Origin of the sequence: Vibrio sp. 10N.261.54.E10 (genome assembly GCF_002877735.2) — a bacterium.
In the GTDB taxonomy this organism is placed as follows: Bacteria; Pseudomonadota; Gammaproteobacteria; order Enterobacterales; family Vibrionaceae; genus Vibrio; species Vibrio crassostreae_C.
The window spans coordinates 2533293-2549679 of sequence record NZ_MCXE02000001.1; the positions used below are offsets into that span (position 1 = coordinate 2533293).

At 46.2% G+C, this 16387-nt stretch carries 3 protein-coding genes, 17 tRNA genes and 7 rRNA genes; 14 read left to right on the top strand and 13 right to left on the bottom strand.

Going from position 1 to position 16387, the window contains the following annotated elements; all coding sequences use genetic code 11:
- Window positions 1–40 precede the first annotated feature (40 nt).
- The 13 genes from BCU07_RS11160 (at window position 41) to BCU07_RS11220 (ending at window position 3611) form a co-directional block, all read left to right on the top strand.
- A tRNA-Phe gene (locus tag BCU07_RS11160) sits at window positions 41–116 on the top strand.
- A 74-nt stretch (window positions 117–190) separates the two neighbouring features.
- Window positions 191–266 (top strand) — tRNA-Thr (locus tag BCU07_RS11165).
- Between the two features lie 7 nt (window positions 267–273).
- Window positions 274–349: transfer RNA gene (locus BCU07_RS11170), tRNA-Phe, on the top strand.
- Window positions 350–405: 56 nt separating this feature from the next.
- Window positions 406–481: transfer RNA gene (locus BCU07_RS11175), tRNA-Asn, on the top strand.
- A gap of 71 nt (window positions 482–552) precedes the next feature.
- Window positions 553–628 (top strand) — tRNA-Thr (locus BCU07_RS11180).
- Window positions 629–635: 7 nt separating this feature from the next.
- Window positions 636–711 (top strand) — tRNA-Phe (locus BCU07_RS11185).
- A 56-nt stretch (window positions 712–767) separates the two neighbouring features.
- Window positions 768–843 (top strand) — tRNA-Asn (locus tag BCU07_RS11190).
- A gap of 382 nt (window positions 844–1225) precedes the next feature.
- The gene (locus tag BCU07_RS11195; protein WP_017062210.1) at window positions 1226–2851 is read left to right on the top strand and encodes a methyl-accepting chemotaxis protein; all 1626 of its coding nucleotides are present in this window, start codon (window positions 1226–1228) and stop codon (window positions 2849–2851) included.
- A 235-nt stretch (window positions 2852–3086) separates the two neighbouring features.
- A tRNA-Phe gene (locus BCU07_RS11200) sits at window positions 3087–3162 on the top strand.
- 56 nt (window positions 3163–3218) lie between these two features.
- Window positions 3219–3294, top strand: a tRNA-Thr gene (locus BCU07_RS11205).
- Between the two features lie 24 nt (window positions 3295–3318).
- Window positions 3319–3394 (top strand) — tRNA-Asn (locus tag BCU07_RS11210).
- A gap of 36 nt (window positions 3395–3430) precedes the next feature.
- A tRNA-Thr gene (locus tag BCU07_RS11215) sits at window positions 3431–3506 on the top strand.
- 29 nt (window positions 3507–3535) lie between these two features.
- A tRNA-Asn gene (locus BCU07_RS11220) sits at window positions 3536–3611 on the top strand.
- 344 nt (window positions 3612–3955) lie between these two features.
- Here the strand turns inward: BCU07_RS11220 and BCU07_RS11225 are convergent.
- Window positions 3956–4351, bottom strand: coding sequence for a DUF2391 family protein (locus BCU07_RS11225; protein WP_017060180.1), 396 nt, complete (start codon window positions 4349–4351; stop codon window positions 3956–3958).
- Window positions 4352–5325: 974 nt separating this feature from the next.
- On the opposite strand from BCU07_RS11225, the gene BCU07_RS11230 reads away from it, so the two are divergent.
- A protein-coding gene (locus tag BCU07_RS11230; RefSeq protein ID WP_413286164.1) for an IS630 family transposase occupies window positions 5326–6361 on the top strand; the annotation gives its coding sequence in 2 pieces (ribosomal slippage) (window positions 5326–5784 and window positions 5786–6361; 1035 coding nt in all).
- Window positions 6362–6564: 203 nt separating this feature from the next.
- Here BCU07_RS11230 and BCU07_RS11235 read toward each other — a convergent pair.
- The 12 genes from BCU07_RS11235 to BCU07_RS11290 all read right to left on the bottom strand — a co-directional run.
- A tRNA-Asp gene (locus BCU07_RS11235) sits at window positions 6565–6641 on the bottom strand.
- 30 nt (window positions 6642–6671) lie between these two features.
- Window positions 6672–6787, bottom strand: a 5S ribosomal RNA gene (rrf, locus tag BCU07_RS11240).
- Between the two features lie 41 nt (window positions 6788–6828).
- Window positions 6829–6905 (bottom strand) — tRNA-Thr (locus BCU07_RS11245).
- A 39-nt stretch (window positions 6906–6944) separates the two neighbouring features.
- Window positions 6945–7060: ribosomal RNA gene (gene rrf / locus BCU07_RS11250) — 5S ribosomal RNA — on the bottom strand.
- Between the two features lie 136 nt (window positions 7061–7196).
- Window positions 7197–10090, bottom strand: a 23S ribosomal RNA gene (locus BCU07_RS11255).
- Window positions 10091–10440: 350 nt separating this feature from the next.
- Window positions 10441–10516 (bottom strand) — tRNA-Ala (locus BCU07_RS11260).
- A gap of 14 nt (window positions 10517–10530) precedes the next feature.
- Window positions 10531–10607, bottom strand: a tRNA-Ile gene (locus BCU07_RS11265).
- Between the two features lie 67 nt (window positions 10608–10674).
- A 16S ribosomal RNA gene (locus BCU07_RS11270) occupies window positions 10675–12229 on the bottom strand.
- A 447-nt stretch (window positions 12230–12676) separates the two neighbouring features.
- Window positions 12677–12792 (bottom strand): 5S ribosomal RNA (gene rrf, locus BCU07_RS11275).
- Between the two features lie 137 nt (window positions 12793–12929).
- A 23S ribosomal RNA gene (locus tag BCU07_RS11280) occupies window positions 12930–15822 on the bottom strand.
- Window positions 15823–16192: 370 nt separating this feature from the next.
- Window positions 16193–16268 (bottom strand) — tRNA-Glu (locus BCU07_RS11285).
- Between the two features lie 67 nt (window positions 16269–16335).
- A 16S ribosomal RNA gene (locus tag BCU07_RS11290) occupies window positions 16336–16387 on the bottom strand; the annotation flags it as partial.

Consider the following 16387-nt stretch of genomic DNA (forward strand, 5'->3'; position numbering starts at 1 on the left):
TTGACGGTTATGCAGAAAATCCGTTTAATAGCGCTCCGTTGCCCGGATAGCTCAGTCGGTAGAGCAGAGGATTGAAAATCCTCGTGTCGGTGGTTCGATTCCGCCTCCGGGCACCACAATTTGATTTGTTGGTGTCAACACTCTTTAACAGGGAGTAACAACACGGACAAAAGCATAAAGAATTTAGTGTGCCGACTTAGCTCAGTAGGTAGAGCAACTGACTTGTAATCAGTAGGTCACCAGTTCGACTCCGGTAGTCGGCACCATTCTTTTGCCTCGATAGCTCAGTCGGTAGAGCAGCGGATTGAAAATCCGCGTGTCGGTGGTTCGATTCCGCCTCGAGGCACCATTATTTGGTACTTAACAAATAATGGTCTTTATAGACCTGATGTTGAGACAAGTAATTCCCCTTTAGTTCAGTTGGTAGAACGGCGGACTGTTAATCCGTATGTCGCAAGTTCAAGTCTTGCAAGGGGAGCCATTTTTAAAGGACTTCATTTTATATGAGGTTTTAATTGAAGAGTTTAACTCTTTAAGCAAAGAATTTAGTGTGCCGACTTAGCTCAGTAGGTAGAGCAACTGACTTGTAATCAGTAGGTCACCAGTTCGACTCCGGTAGTCGGCACCATTCTTTTGCCTCGATAGCTCAGTCGGTAGAGCAGCGGATTGAAAATCCGCGTGTCGGTGGTTCGATTCCGCCTCGAGGCACCATTATTTGGTGCTTAACAAATAATGGTCTTTATAGACCTGATGTTGACACAAATAATTCCCCTTTAGTTCAGTTGGTAGAACGGCGGACTGTTAATCCGTATGTCGCAAGTTCAAGTCTTGCAAGGGGAGCCACATTCAAGAAAGCCAAGTCGAAAGACTTGGCTTTTTTTCGTGTGAACAAAAACAAACTCTATTCAATATACACATCAGCTCCTCACTAACTCTTAATCAGTCTCGATAAATTGAGTTATCTCCTTTTAGTACTCTTACTACAGCAGTTGATTCTAAGTTCTATAAAGCATATCCACTACAACAGAACCAACGCCTTATAAAGTTCATGACCCGCTAATATTCACATTAAAACAAATAGAACCAAGTCCTGTTACTTTTTTTTCTTCGAAAATTTAATCCCTATCATACTTTGATGTCTTTCTAATATCTGCCTTACACCACTTAGATTAAGATTCGATGAATTATACCTAATACTAATTATTGAATCGCTGCGCGGGGAAATATGAAACTAAAAACGCAAGCTTACTTATTATCGGGCATCATCTTGATCGCCCTGCTAGCACTGACGGCTACAGGCTTATGGACCTTAAGAGTTGCTAGCAACATGGACAACAAAGCTCGCGTAACAGAGCTGTTTAAGAGCGCATACAGCATTCTTACTGAAGTCGAAAAAATGGCGATTGATGGCACACTAGAAGAAGAGCAAGCCAAGCAACTAGCTACTCGCCTTCTACGCAACAACATCTATAAAGATAATGAATATGTTTACGTAGCCGATGAGAACATGACGTTTATCGCGACACCATTAGATCCTCAACTGCACGGAACCAGTTTTAACGACTTTAAAGATGGCGACGGTAATAGTGTTGGGCAGCTAATCCAAAGAGTACTTGGTAATCGTACTGGCGAGATCATTGAGTACACCTGGACACAAAAACTGCCAGATGGAACGATTGAAGAAAAACTGTCTATTGCAGAGAAAACGCCACATTGGGGTTGGGTTGTCGGCACTGGTATCGGGTTCAATGAAGTTAACGCTCGTTTTTGGTCTACTGCTCAATGGCAGCTATTCCTTTGTGTCGTGATTGCTGGTCTTATTCTGGCGAGCCTAATTGTATCCATTAAACGCATGCTAGCGCTTCTTGGCGGCGAACCTAAAGACGTACGAGAAGCAGTACAAGCCGTAGCACAAGGTCGAATTCAAACCTCTTTCGAAACTCAGGCAATTGACGGCAGTATCTATCACGCCGTACAACAAATGAGTAAGTCATTGGCTGAGCTAGTATCAAACCTTGACGCTTCAATGCTGGCATTAAGAGGCGAACTGCAGCGCGTAGAAGATCGCGCTGGGTCAATTGGTCAACTGACAGACACCCAACAGCAATCAACAGAGATGATCGCGACAGCAATGACCGAGATGGCCTCTTCAGCCAATAACGTAGCTGCTTCAGCTAGCGATACCGCGCGCAACACCGACGAGGCCGACAAACAGAGCCAGCATACCCAACAACTCATTCACAACACAGTAGATAACATTCAAGGCTTAGCAGGCCAACTAGGCACAGCAAGCGAAGCTGTCGCTAACCTAGATAACGATGTAAACAACATTGCAAAAGTATTGGATGTGATTGGTGATATAGCGGAGCAAACTAACTTATTGGCACTAAATGCAGCCATTGAAGCAGCTCGAGCTGGCGAACAAGGTCGTGGATTTGCTGTTGTAGCAGATGAGGTTCGTAACCTTGCAGGCAGAACACAATCGAGCACAAAAGAAATCCAATTAATGATTAATAACCTTCAAGAGGGATCTCGCAACGCAATTCAAACCATGGAAGTGTGTGCCGCGACCAGTGAAAGCACCGTAACAGAGTCTCAAAACGCCTCTGAAGCACTACAACAGATTGTTGTCGCATTAGAGTCCATTTCATCAATGAGTCATCAAATCGCAACAGCGGCCGCTGAGCAGACTCAGGTGAGCGATGATATATCGAAGCGTATCAATATGATCGAAGAGAGCGGTAACCAACTGAGCAATGTCGTAACAGAAAGTCATAACAGCACCCAAACTCTTGCCTCTCTTTCCAACGAATTAGAAGCTTGGGTTAATAGGTTTGAAGTAAAACACTAAACTCCCTAGAAAATTTTCAAATAAAAAAGCACGTTTTCATACGTGCTTTTTTTATTTCGGCGCCCATTCAGTGTAGTTAACCGTAGTTTTACTATCTTTTAGGGCATGCTAGACCTAGGTTTTTCACCCCAAATGAGCAAAAACAACCCACTAAGTATAGAAAAACATCAAACGATACTTTTTTTGCAATTTAATGTTGACCCAGAACGCGAAAACACGTTTAATACACCTCGTCGCCCGGATAGCTCAGTCGGTAGAGCAGAGGATTGAAAATCCTCGTGTCGGTGGTTCGATTCCGCCTCCGGGCACCACAATTTATTTGTTGGTGTCTTAGACAACAACAGTAAAGCACAAAGAAATATTATGTGCCGACTTAGCTCAGTAGGTAGAGCAACTGACTTGTAATCAGTAGGTCACCAGTTCGACTCCGGTAGTCGGCACCATTTCTTTAAAGCTTTAAGAATAATTCCCCTTTAGTTCAGTTGGTAGAACGGCGGACTGTTAATCCGTATGTCGCAAGTTCAAGTCTTGCAAGGGGAGCCAAGTTAATCATCAAGCATAAGCTTTTTGATTCATGATGCCGACTTAGCTCAGTAGGTAGAGCAACTGACTTGTAATCAGTAGGTCACCAGTTCGATTCCGGTAGTCGGCACCATTCTCTTGATTAGAGACTAAACAATCAATTCCCCTTTAGTTCAGTTGGTAGAACGGCGGACTGTTAATCCGTATGTCGCAAGTTCAAGTCTTGCAAGGGGAGCCAATTAAAAGAAGCCGCATCATTGATGCGGCTTTTTTGCATCTAAAGATCCTAACTTATTAATACAACTACCCTCACCTTTCAAATACCATATTCAATTCAGAAACCAACCGTTTTTATATCCTTCCAAAGCTACAAATCTTCGCTACTTAATGCTCTTCAAAATCTCCCAACAACAAACGACACATTCACGTAAGAGTCAGTCACAGTACGTTGCTACTCATTTTATTGACTAGGAGATCGGTTGAAAAAATCAATACTAAGTTTGGAGGTAAGAAAGCTAAATAACGAATCAAGTAAGCGCTGAAAAGCTCTGTAAGACACTTCAATCCAAATTGATACACAGATTACTCTTTATCAAAACTATCCACTACAATAGCGCCCATAGAGGCTGGCATTGAAATAACAATCACTCTTTTGATCGATACGACGGGATCACTCAATAGAGGTAATTTGTCCAGGCAAGTCAGTACCAAAGCAACGACCAATGCCGTCATAACATAAGCAATCACTATTCTGAAAATAAACACCGGCAACCGAGCAACAACATCTTTTTGAAAGACACTCTCATACGTATAGAAGCCTAAGAACACCGCAGACAGTAAAAATAGCAGCAATAGATTAGCGGTAGGTAAAGTCTCCCCTAACTTCCAAGCCTCTTCAGAAAAAGAAATCGGCACGGCCAAGGCAAAAGATCCCACAAAGATCTGGCTCGCATCTTCAAAGTTAAAACTCAATTTCATAATTCGACCCATTAGGTTTAAGGCTTTATCTAATTCTGAAAAGAATCACAAAACTATCCGCCAATGATTTGGGGGATTTTTATTTCTACTAAGCAAACAGTAGTGACCTTCTAGCTTCATCTTAGTCGCAATAACCAAAACATAGCTTGAACTAACCAGCAAGAAATCAATATGCTCAGAGCAAAACGGTCAACACGACTGATTAATATCGAGTCAACAAACACATCAAAATCGAAGACAGAGTGGTAACCCCTAATATACCAGCACCTAGAACCAAAGAATCTAAATCCGCAGGGTGATAAACGTCACTTCACGAATACGAGGGATGCTCTATTTCTTAGCTTATATACCCCTCAGGCACCACTTGGGAACACACTTAGCGACTCTCACCTTTAAGCTGAATCTAGCCTACTTTCACCCTTTGAAGTACTTAGAACGAGTCGCTCAATACCATCGAGAGTGGTTTTAAGCTCAATGCATAACAAGAGACATTAAGTCGACTCATTATGAGCTCTAGCGTTCTTAAGAGAAGCCTCCATGATAGAGCCCTAATTACACGTATCCTATAGATTCACAGATAGAGCAGAAGTCAGATTTCGTAGCCGAAAGGCTGTTAACTAACACTGAGATCCGCTCACTTAATAAAGGAAACATCTACAGCGCAGAGTAATTAGGATGGGATGTAAGGCTTTTATAACTCAAAGTATTAATAAGGGGTCAGTTCAGTCTCATAAATCTAACTTACAGCGCGTATGGCTTGAGTATCTGAATGCTAAACTTAAAGCTACATACGTTTGAAATCATGCTCGAGTCACCTCACAGCTGGAATCAGAAATGATGTAGTCCTAATCATGAGTTGGTTTTGGGGACACCTCAGCTAAGAGCTGTGGGCTACGGGAAAATCTTTTGTGTAATACCAATTAAAGTAAAAATGTGATCTAATTAAGATTGATGAATTATTGTGAAATTTAACCATGGATAGCCTTAATAACACTGACTTCAAAAAGCTTGCGAGCCAGCAAAAAACCATTCAGATGAAGATGCGTTTACTTGCGCTCGCACACTTTAAAGACGGCCTCTCTCGTACACAAATTGCAAAATCTCTCAAAGTCAGTCGAACCAGTGTCAATAAATGGGTTCGGATTTTTTTTGAAGAAGGCCTAGAAGGACTTCAAGAAAAACCTCGGACTGGTAGGCCTGCATACCTCACCGATGAGCAGCGGGCTCAACTCAGTGCCTTCATAAAAAAAGAAGCTGAATCACCTTCTGGTGGCCGCCTTGTTGGAAGCGATATACATGACTACATCGTTAAACACTTTGACAAGCACTACCACCCTAATTCCATCTATTATCTCCTCGACCACATGGGTTTTTCTTGGATAACTTCTCGTTCCAAACACCCTAAACAATCACAGCAAATACAGGACGATTTTAAAAAAATTCCAAATCGAAACGATCCTTAAGATCCCCGGCCATATTGGGCTAGAGAGTGTTGATGTCTGGTTTCAAGACGAAGCTAGGTTTGGTCAGCAGAACACAACAACACGTTTTTGGGCTACTCGTGGAACGAGACCTCGCGTAGTAAAACAGCAGCAATTTGAATACGCTTATTTGTTTGGCTCAGTGTGCCCATCGAGAGGGATTGGTGAGGCAATGGTCGTCCCTTGGGTTAACAAAGACATCATGATAAACCATCTAGAGCAGATATCTAAAGTCACAGAAAAAGACCGTCATTCAGTGGTAATAATGGATGGCGCAGGATGGCATACCGATGATATTGCTAACCCATTTGATAATGTCAGTATTATCAAATTGCCGCCATACTCACCAGAGCTTAACCCTATAGAGCAAGTGTGGAGTTGGTTAAGGCAACACTATCTAGCAAACCAAAACTTCATTGATTATAACGATATTGTTTCGAAGGTCTGTAGCGCTTGGAATGGATTTCTTGAGTGCAAAGATCGCGTCACAAAAATGTGTACAAGAGATTGGATTGACCTGATCAGTTAATTTTCCGGATTGGTATAAGTTATTCGACTGACGTGCGAAACACTATGATTTAGATGCAAAAAAGCCTCGCGATTTCTAGCGAGGTTTCTTATAAATGGCGGAGTAGCTAGGATCTCAGGCGACCGGAGCTCGTGGTTGGAGACCGAATTATCGATACCCAGAAATGACGAAAGCCTAGTCATAAGACTAGGCTTTCTAATAAGTGGCGGAGTGGACGGGACTCGAACCCGCGACCCCCGGCGTGACAGGCCGGTATTCTAACCAACTGAACTACCACTCCGCAGTGTCTATTCAGCATAAAGCAATTTGAGCCTGACGATGTCCTACTCTCACATGGGGAAGCCCCACACTACCATCGGCGCTATTGTGTTTCACTTCTGAGTTCGGCATGGAATCAGGTGGGTCCACAATGCTATGGTCGTCAAACAAATTCTGTTGTTAACTTGAATAATCAAATCAACTAAATATGGTGCTGATACCCAGACTCGAACTGGGGACCTCACCCTTACCAAGGGTGCGCTCTACCGGGCTGAGCTATATCAGCAATTCAAAAACCGTTTAAAAACGATTTTAAAAATTTAAAGCCTGGCGATGTCCTACTCTCACATGGGGAAGCCCCACACTACCATCGGCGCTATTGTGTTTCACTTCTGAGTTCGGCATGGAATCAGGTGGGTCCACAATGCTATGGTCGCCAAGCAAATTTTGCTTTTACTTTCAGCTTTTTTAAAAACTGAAGGCAAAATAATCTGGAAAACTGATTTAAAAGTCTATCTCTTCAAACTCATTCAAGGTCTGGTCTTTCTTTGAGTCCACAAAACCCCTTGGGTGTTGTATGGTTAAGCCTCACGGGCAATTAGTACAGGTTAGCTCAATGCCTCGCAGCACTTACACACCCTGCCTATCAACGTCGTAGTCTACGACAACCCTTTAGGACGCTTATAGCGCCAGGGAAAACTCATCTCAAGGCTCGCTTCCCGCTTAGATGCTTTCAGCGGTTATCGATTCCGAACTTAGCTACCGGGCAATGCCATTGGCATGACAACCCGAACACCAGAGGTTCGTCCACTCCGGTCCTCTCGTACTAGGAGCAGCCCCTTTCAATTTTCCAACGCCCACGGCAGATAGGGACCGAACTGTCTCACGACGTTCTAAACCCAGCTCGCGTACCACTTTAAATGGCGAACAGCCATACCCTTGGGACCGACTTCAGCCCCAGGATGTGATGAGCCGACATCGAGGTGCCAAACACCGCCGTCGATATGAACTCTTGGGCGGTATCAGCCTGTTATCCCCGGAGTACCTTTTATCCGTTGAGCGATGGCCCTTCCATTCAGAACCACCGGATCACTATGACCTGCTTTCGCACCTGCTCGAATTGTCATTCTCGCAGTCAAGCGGGCTTATGCCATTGCACTAACCACACGATGTCCAACCGTGTTTAGCCCACCTTCGTGCTCCTCCGTTACTCTTTGGGAGGAGACCGCCCCAGTCAAACTACCCACCAGGCACTGTCCGTAATCCCGATTCAGGGACCAACGTTAGAACATCAAAACTACAAGGGTGGTATTTCAAGGACGACTCCACCACATCTAGCGACGCGGTTTCATAGTCTCCCACCTATCCTACACATGTAGGTTCAATGTTCAGTGCCAAGCTGTAGTAAAGGTTCACGGGGTCTTTCCGTCTAGCCGCGGGTACACTGCATCTTCACAGCGATTTCAATTTCACTGAGTCTCGGGTGGAGACAGCGTGGCCATCATTACGCCATTCGTGCAGGTCGGAACTTACCCGACAAGGAATTTCGCTACCTTAGGACCGTTATAGTTACGGCCGCCGTTTACCGGGGCTTCGATCAAGAGCTTCGACCGAAGTCTAACCCCATCAATTAACCTTCCGGCACCGGGCAGGCGTCACACCGTATACGTCATCTTACGATTTTGCACAGTGCTGTGTTTTTAATAAACAGTTGCAGCCACCTGGTATCTGCGACTCTCGTCTGCTCCATCCGCAAGGGACTTCACTGATAAGAGCGTACCTTCTCCCGAAGTTACGGTACCATTTTGCCTAGTTCCTTCACCCGAGTTCTCTCAAGCGCCTTGGTATTCTCTACCCGACCACCTGTGTCGGTTTGGGGTACGATTCCTTACAATCTGAAGCTTAGAGGCTTTTCCTGGAAGCATGGCATCAATGACTTCACTACCGTAGTAGCTCGACATCGTATCTCAGCGTTAGTAGCGGTCCGGATTTACCTAAACCACCCGCCTACGTACTTGAACCTGGACAACCGTCGCCAGGCCCACCTAGCCTTCTCCGTCCCCCCATCGCAATTGTAAGAAGTACGGGAATATTAACCCGTTTCCCATCGACTACGCCTTTCGGCCTCGCCTTAGGAGTCGACTTACCCTGCCCCGATTAACGTTGGACAGGAACCCTTGGTCTTCCGGCGAGGGAGTTTTTCACTCCCTTTATCGTTACTCATGTCAGCATTCGCACTTCTGATACCTCCAGCAGTCCTTACAGACCACCTTCAACGGCTTACAGAACGCTCCCCTACCCCACATACCCTAAGGTACGTAGCCGCAGCTTCGGTGTATAGCTTAGCCCCGTTACATCTTCCGCGCAGGCCGACTCGACCAGTGAGCTATTACGCTTTCTTTAAATGATGGCTGCTTCTAAGCCAACATCCTGGCTGTCTGAGCCTTCCCACATCGTTTCCCACTTAGCTATACTTTGGGACCTTAGCTGGCGGTCTGGGTTGTTTCCCTCTCCACGACGGACGTTAGCACCCGCCGTGTGTCTCCCGGATAGTACTTACTGGTATTCGGAGTTTGCAAAGGGTTGGTAAGTCGGGATGACCCCCTAGCCTTAACAGTGCTCTACCCCCAGTAGTATTCGTCCGAGGCGCTACCTAAATAGCTTTCGGGGAGAACCAGCTATCTCCAGGTTTGATTGGCCTTTCACCCCTAGCCACAAGTCATCCGCTAATTTTTCAACATTAGTCGGTTCGGTCCTCCAGTTGATGTTACTCAACCTTCAACCTGCCCATGGCTAGATCACCTGGTTTCGGGTCTAATCCTAGCAACTGTACGCCCAGTTAAGACTCGGTTTCCCTACGGCTCCCCTAAACGGTTAACCTTGCTACTAAAATTAAGTCGCTGACCCATTATACAAAAGGTACGCAGTCACACCACGAAGGTGCTCCTACTGCTTGTACGTACACGGTTTCAGGTTCTATTTCACTCCCCTCACAGGGGTTCTTTTCGCCTTTCCCTCACGGTACTGGTTCACTATCGGTCAGTCAGTAGTATTTAGCCTTGGAGGATGGTCCCCCCATATTCAGACAGGATATCACGTGTCCCGCCCTACTCGTTTTCACTGATTATGATGTGTCGGTTACGGGGCTATCACCCTTTACTGCGAGACTTTCCAGACTCTTCACCTGCATCATTAAAAGCTTAAGGGCTAATCCAATTTCGCTCGCCGCTACTTTCGGAATCTCGGTTGATTTCTCTTCCTCGGGGTACTTAGATGTTTCAGTTCCCCCGGTTTGCCTCCTGTTGCTATGTATTCACAACAAGATACTTACTTATGTAAGTGGGTTTCCCCATTCAGGAATCCCAGACTCAAAAGGTTATTACTACCTAATCTGGGCTTATCGCAAGTTATTACGCCTTTCATCGCCTCTGACTGCCAAGGCATCCACCGTGTACGCTTAGTCACTTAACCATACAACCCGAAAGGGTCTTAGCGTATGGCAACTAACCAAGGTTTTTGGTTGTCATCAAGAAGGGTTAGTTCTCAATGACTGTTTGCCGGACTCAATTTCGATTCAAACTAAGTTTGAATCACTCTTTATTTCCACTTTTAAAAAGTGAAGACAAAAAGCCAAGACACTTGAATGTGTTTGTTGTGTTTATCTAATGAAAGATAAACATTGAGAACTTTTAAATTTGATTGAATTACTCGTAAGTAATCAATCAGTCAGCTTTCCAAATTGTTAAAGAGCTTGATTCAATAAATTGAACCATTTTTAAAGACTCTCGTAAGACTTTTTGTCGAACAAGAACGCTTAAAGATGGTGGAGCTATGCGGGATCGAACCGCAGACCTCCTGCGTGCAAGGCAGGCGCTCTCCCAGCTGAGCTATAGCCCCATCTAGGTCGATATTGGTGGGTCTGAGTGGACTTGAACCACCGACCTCCCGCTTATCAGGCGAGCGCTCTAACCAGCTGAGCTACAGACCCAATATCGTCTCTTAACTTTTCTAAACCTAATCAATCTGTGTGGGTACTCATCGTGTATATCTTCGTATAAGGAGGTGATCCAGCCCCAGGTTCCCCTAGGGCTACCTTGTTACGACTTCACCCCAGTCATGAACCACAAAGTGGTGAGCGTCCTCCCCGAAAGGTTAAACTACCCACTTCTTTTGCAGCCCACTCCCATGGTGTGACGGGCGGTGTGTACAAGGCCCGGGAACGTATTCACCGTGACATTCTGATTCACGATTACTAGCGATTCCGACTTCATGGAGTCGAGTTGCAGACTCCAATCCGGACTACGACGCACTTTTTGGGATTCGCTCACTATCGCTAGCTTGCTGCCCTCTGTATGCGCCATTGTAGCACGTGTGTAGCCCTACTCGTAAGGGCCATGATGACTTGACGTCGTCCCCACCTTCCTCCGGTTTATCACCGGCAGTCTCCCTGGAGTTCCCGACATTACTCGCTGGCAAACAAGGATAAGGGTTGCGCTCGTTGCGGGACTTAACCCAACATTTCACAACACGAGCTGACGACAGCCATGCAGCACCTGTCTCAGAGCTCCCGAAGGCACACCTGCGTCTCCGCTGGCTTCTCTGGATGTCAAGAGTAGGTAAGGTTCTTCGCGTTGCATCGAATTAAACCACATGCTCCACCGCTTGTGCGGGCCCCCGTCAATTCATTTGAGTTTTAATCTTGCGACCGTACTCCCCAGGCGGTCTACTTAACGCGTTAGCTCCGAAAGCCACGGCTCAAGGCCACAACCTCCAAGTAGACATCGTTTACGGCGTGGACTACCAGGGTATCTAATCCTGTTTGCTCCCCACGCTTTCGCATCTGAGTGTCAGTATCTGTCCAGGGGGCCGCCTTCGCCACTGGTATTCCTTCAGATCTCTACGCATTTCACCGCTACACCTGAAATTCTACCCCCCTCTACAGTACTCTAGTTCACCAGTTTCAAATGCAGTTCCGAGGTTGAGCCCCGGGCTTTCACATCTGACTTAATGAACCACCTGCATGCGCTTTACGCCCAGTAATTCCGATTAACGCTCGCACCCTCCGTATTACCGCGGCTGCTGGCACGGAGTTAGCCGGTGCTTCTTCTGTTGCTAACGTCAAGAGATAGCGCTATTAACACTACCCCCTTCCTCACAACTGAAAGTACTTTACAACCCGAAGGCCTTCTTCATACACGCGGCATGGCTGCATCAGGCTTTCGCCCATTGTGCAATATTCCCCACTGCTGCCTCCCGTAGGAGTCTGGACCGTGTCTCAGTTCCAGTGTGGCTGATCATCCTCTCAGACCAGCTAGGGATCGTCGCCTTGGTGAGCCATTACCTCACCAACTAGCTAATCCCACCTAGGCATATCTTGACGCGAGAGGCCCGAAGGTCCCCCTCTTTGGCCCGTAGGCATTATGCGGTATTAGCCATCGTTTCCAATGGTTATCCCCCACATCAAGGCAATTTCCTAGGCATTACTCACCCGTCCGCCGCTCGACGCCCATTAACGCACCCGAAGGATTGTTAGTGTCGTTTCCGCTCGACTTGCATGTGTTAGGCCTGCCGCCAGCGTTCAATCTGAGCCATGATCAAACTCTTCAATTTAAGATTTTGTGACTCAACGAATACTGACTTCAAAACTAATATTCATGTAAACATGAACATGTAATTCTAAAGCTATTACCATTCCAACAGAATGGTAATGAATTGACTGTGCCGAATAACTACAAGTAGTTAAACGTATTGGTCACTCAGTTCATTGAAATCAATTTTGATTCCGAAGAATCTGTTTTATCTAACGATAAAACGTTTTGATATTCATCAACGAGTGCCCACACAGATTGATAGGTTTAAATTGTTAAAGAGCTTGTTCTCTAAAAAGAGAACGCTTTCAGTGCCTTAGCACTCAAGCAGGACGCGTATAATACGCTTTCCACTTTGAAAGTCAACATAAAATACTAAGAAAACTTAGAACTCTATGGTGACTTGTCTACTTAATAGACAAAGTCGAACTTTTGTCTTCACTTTTAAAAAAGTGAAAATAAATTTAAAGCCTGGCGATGTCCTACTCTCACATGGGGAAGCCCCACACTACCATCGGCGCTATTGTGTTTCACTTCTGAGTTCGGCATGGAATCAGGTGGGTCCACAATGCTATGGTCGCCAAGCAAATTTTGCTTTTACTTTTAGCTTTTTTTAAAAACTGAAGGCAAAATAATCTGGAAAACTGATTTAAAAGTCTATCTCTTCAAACTCATTCAAGGTCTGGTCTTTCTTTGAGTCCACAAAACCCCTTGGGTGTTGTATGGTTAAGCCTCACGGGCAATTAGTACAGGTTAGCTCAATGCCTCGCAGCACTTACACACCCTGCCTATCAACGTCGTAGTCTACGACAACCCTTTAGGACACTTATAGTGCCAGGGAAAACTCATCTCAAGGCTCGCTTCCCGCTTAGATGCTTTCAGCGGTTATCGATTCCGAACTTAGCTACCGGGCAATGCCATTGGCATGACAACCCGAACACCAGAGGTTCGTCCACTCCGGTCCTCTCGTACTAGGAGCAGCCCCTTTCAATTTTCCAACGCCCACGGCAGATAGGGACCGAACTGTCTCACGACGTTCTAAACCCAGCTCGCGTACCACTTTAAATGGCGAACAGCCATACCCTTGGGACCGACTTCAGCCCCAGGATGTGATGAGCCGACATCGAGGTGCCAAACACCGCCGTCGATATGAACTCTTGGGCGGTATCAGCCTGTTATCCCCGGAGTACCTTTTATCCGTTGAGCGATGGCCCTTCCATTCAGAACCACCGGATCACTATGACCTGCTTTCGCACCTGCTCGAATTGTCATTCTCGCAGTCAAGCGGGCTTATGCCATTGCACTAACCACACGATGTCCAACCGTGTTTAGCCCACCTTCGTGCTCCTCCGTTACTCTTTGGGAGGAGACCGCCCCAGTCAAACTACCCACCAGGCACTGTCCGTAACCCCGATTCAGGGGCCAACGTTAGAACATCAAAACTACAAGGGTGGTATTTCAAGGACGACTCCACCACATCTAGCGACGCGGTTTCATAGTCTCCCACCTATCCTACACATGTAGGTTCAATGTTCAGTGCCAAGCTGTAGTAAAGGTTCACGGGGTCTTTCCGTCTAGCCGCGGGTACACTGCATCTTCACAGCGATTTCAATTTCACTGAGTCTCGGGTGGAGACAGCGTGGCCATCATTACGCCATTCGTGCAGGTCGGAACTTACCCGACAAGGAATTTCGCTACCTTAGGACCGTTATAGTTACGGCCGCCGTTTACCGGGGCTTCGATCAAGAGCTTCGACCGAAGTCTAACCCCATCAATTAACCTTCCGGCACCGGGCAGGCGTCACACCGTATACGTCATCTTACGATTTTGCACAGTGCTGTGTTTTTAATAAACAGTTGCAGCCACCTGGTATCTGCGACTCTCGTCTGCTCCATCCGCAAGGGACTTCACTGATAAGAGCGTACCTTCTCCCGAAGTTACGGTACCATTTTGCCTAGTTCCTTCACCCGAGTTCTCTCAAGCGCCTTGGTATTCTCTACCCGACCACCTGTGTCGGTTTGGGGTACGATTCCTTACAATCTGAAGCTTAGAGGCTTTTCCTGGAAGCATGGCATCAATGACTTCACTACCGTAGTAGCTCGACATCGTATCTCAGCGTTAAGAAAGTCCGGATTTACCTAAACTTTCCGCCTACATACTTGAACCTGGACAACCGTCGCCAGGCCCACCTAGCCTTCTCCGTCCCCCCATCGCAATTGTAAGAAGTACGGGAATATTAACCCGTTTCCCATCGACTACGCCTTTCGGCCTCGCCTTAGGAGTCGACTTACCCTGCCCCGATTAACGTTGGACAGGAACCCTTGGTCTTCCGGCGAGGGAGTTTTTCACTCCCTTTATCGTTACTCATGTCAGCATTCGCACTTCTGATACCTCCAGCAGCCCTTACAGGCCACCTTCAACGGCTTACAGAACGCTCCCCTACCCCACGCACCCTAAGGTACGTAGCCGCAGCTTCGGTGTATAGCTTAGCCCCGTTACATCTTCCGCGCAGGCCGACTCGACCAGTGAGCTATTACGCTTTCTTTAAATGATGGCTGCTTCTAAGCCAACATCCTGGCTGTCTGAGCCTTCCCACATCGTTTCCCACTTAGCTATACTTTGGGACCTTAGCTGGCGGTCTGGGTTGTTTCCCTCTCCACGACGGACGTTAGCACCCGCCGTGTGTCTCCCGGATAGTACTTACTGGTATTCGGAGTTTGCAAAGGGTTGGTAAGTCGGGATGACCCCCTAGCCTTAACAGTGCTCTACCCCCAGTAGTATTCGTCCGAGGCGCTACCTAAATAGCTTTCGGGGAGAACCAGCTATCTCCAGGTTTGATTGGCCTTTCACCCCTAGCCACAAGTCATCCGCTAATTTTTCAACATTAGTCGGTTCGGTCCTCCAGTTGATGTTACTCAACCTTCAACCTGCCCATGGCTAGATCACCTGGTTTCGGGTCTAATCCTAGCAACTGTACGCCCAGTTAAGACTCGGTTTCCCTACGGCTCCCCTAAACGGTTAACCTTGCTACTAAAATTAAGTCGCTGACCCATTATACAAAAGGTACGCAGTCACACCACGAAGGTGCTCCTACTGCTTGTACGTACACGGTTTCAGGTTCTATTTCACTCCCCTCACAGGGGTTCTTTTCGCCTTTCCCTCACGGTACTGGTTCACTATCGGTCAGTCAGTAGTATTTAGCCTTGGAGGATGGTCCCCCCATATTCAGACAGGATATCACGTGTCCCGCCCTACTCGTTTTCACTGATGATGAGATGTCGATTACGGGGCTATCACCCTTTATTGCGGCACTTTCCAGAGCCTTCATCTGTCTCATTAAAAGCTTAAGGGCTAATCCAATTTCGCTCGCCGCTACTTTCGGAATCTCGGTTGATTTCTCTTCCTCGGGGTACTTAGATGTTTCAGTTCCCCCGGTTTGCCTCCTGTTGCTATGTATTCACAACAGGATACTTACTTATGTAAGTGGGTTTCCCCATTCAGGAATCCCAGACTCAAAAGGTTATTACTACCTAATCTGGGCTTATCGCAAGTTATTACGCCTTTCATCGCCTCTGACTGCCAAGGCATCCACCGTGTACGCTTAGTCACTTAACCATACAACCCGAAAGGGTTTCTATTTGCTTTCACTTTAAAAAGTGAAGACAAATAAGCGTATGGCAACTAACCAAGGTTTTTGGTTGTCATCAAGAAGGGTTAATTCTTGATAACTGTTTGCCGGACTCAATTTCGATTCAAACTAAGTTTGAATCACTCTTTATTTCCACTTTTAAAAAGTGAAGACAAAAAGCCAAGACACTTGAATGTGTTTGTTGTGTTTATCTAATGAAAGATAAACATTGAGAACTTTTAAATTTGATTGAATTACTCGTAAGTAAATCAATCAGTCAGCTTTCCAAATTGTTAAAGAGCTTGATTCAATAAAATGAACCATTTTTAAAAACACTTAAATAAATGTGCTTAAAGATGGTATCCCGTAGGGGAGTCGAACCCCTGTTACCGCCGTGAAAGGGCGGTGTCCTAGGCCTCTAGACGAACGGGACATAGGTTACTCTTAACTTTTCTAAACCTAATCAATCTGTGTGGGTACTCATCGTGTATATCTTCGTATAAGGAGGTGATCCAGCCCCAGGTTCCCCTAGGGCTACCTTGTTACGACTTC

Bases quoted from the DNA above. Each gene is read 5' to 3' on its own strand.
- BCU07_RS11195 (WP_017062210.1), top strand. From the start codon at position 1,226: ATGAAACTAAAAACGCAAGCTTACTTATTATCGGGCATCATCTTGATC.
- BCU07_RS11225 (WP_017060180.1), bottom strand. From the start codon at position 4,351: ATGAAATTGAGTTTTAACTTTGAAGATGCGAGCCAGATCTTTGTGGGA.